Here is a 1,518-nt window from a genome sequence, read left to right as displayed (position 1 = left end):
CGCCGCGCGGCGACGGTGACCGCTGGGCGGCTGAAGGGGCGCGGCCCGCCCGCGTGAGGAGGGCGGGCCGCGCGGCGTGGGCTCAGATGCTGTGCTGGAGCAGCAGCAGCTTGAGTTCGTGCGGGCTCGTCGCGGCCTGCGCGGCGTCCTCGGGGGTCATGTGGCCCTCGCGGACGAGGTCGGCGAGGTGCTGGTCGAAGGTGTGCATGCCGGTGTTCCCGCCGCGCAGCAGCGCCTCCTTGATGTCCTCGAGCTTGTCCTCGTCCTTGACGCACTCGCGCACCGTGGGCGTGCCGATGAGCACCTCGTGCCCGAGGACGCGTCCGCCGCCCTTGCGGGGCAGGAGGCGCTGGCTGACGATCCCGACGAGGGACTCGGCGAGCCCGAGGCGGATCTGGTCGCGTTCGTGCGGCGCGAAGAAGTCGATGATGCGGTTCACGGTGCGGATCGCGTCGAGGGTGTGCAGCGTGGAGAACACGAGGTGTCCGGTCTGCGCGGCGGACAGCGCGGCCTCGACGGTCTCCTTGTCGCGCATCTCGCCGATGAGGATCACGTCGGGGTCCTGGCGCATCGCGGCGCGCAGCCCGGCGGAGAAGGACAGGGTGTCCGCGCCGAGCTCGCGCTGGTTGAAGGTGGCGACCTTGTCGCGGTGGAGGATCTCGATGGGGTCCTCGAGCGTGACGACGTTCACGGGGCTGGTGCTGTTGATGAAGTCCAGCATGCTCGCGAGCGTGGTGGTCTTGCCGGAGCCGGTGGGGCCCGTCACGAGGATCAGGCCGCGCTCCTGGCTGGAGAGGTGCGTGAAGGTGTCCTCCGGCAGGCCGAGGTCGGCGAAGCTCGGGATGTCCTTGTCCTTGATGACGCGCATGATGAGCCCGACGGTGCCGCGCTGCCAGTAGGCGTTGACGCGGAACCGCGCGACGCCCTGCAGGCCGTACGCGAAGTCGGAGTCGCGGCGCGAGACGAACTCGTCCCACATGGTGGGGCGGGGCATCATCATCTGGCAGATCTTCTGGAGCTGTTCCGGCGAGAGCGGCGACTGCCCGAAACGTTTGATCTCGCCGTTGACGCGCGCCATGGGGGGGGAGCCGGCGCGGAGGTGGATGTCGCTGGCGTCGAGCGCGACGAGCCGCGTGAGAAGGTCGTGGAAGGAACTCACGAAGTCAGCATAACGGCTCAAGATTCAGTGGGATGTGGCTCATTCGTCTTTCATTCTCTCATGAGAAGGGGCGCCGGAAACGATCCTCGGAAAGGGCGATGAGCCCGTCCGGACGGGGTCCGACTACCCCCGTGCGTGGTTCGCACACTTGTAAGAGAAGCGTGACGAACGGCCTCTCATGATGAGAGCACGCTTCCCCAGCGCACCCGAGACGCCCATGACGACGCCCGTACCCTACCTCGTCACCACCACCATCGTGATCCTCGTCGCGCTCGCCGCCGCCCTCAGCGTCGAGCACGCCGGGAGCCGCTGGTTCCGCCCCCGCCGCCCCTCCGCGCCCACCATCCGCGCCCTCGTGC

General features: G+C 68.9%; 1 protein-coding gene. It reads right to left on the bottom strand.

Going from position 1 to position 1,518, the window contains the following annotated elements; translation table 11 throughout:
- Positions 1-82 precede the first annotated feature (82 nt).
- Positions 83-1,159, bottom strand: a complete 1,077-nt coding sequence (locus tag DEIPI_RS0112640; RefSeq protein WP_027481995.1) for a type IV pilus twitching motility protein PilT — start codon at positions 1,157-1,159, stop codon at positions 83-85.
- Positions 1,160-1,518: the final 359 nt, after the last annotated feature.

It is taken from the genome of Deinococcus pimensis DSM 21231, from assembly GCF_000519345.1.
Lineage (GTDB): Bacteria > Deinococcota > Deinococci > Deinococcales > Deinococcaceae > Deinococcus_A > Deinococcus_A pimensis.
Note: the sequence above shows the minus strand (reverse complement) of the source record. Positions and strands in the feature narration are given on the sequence as shown.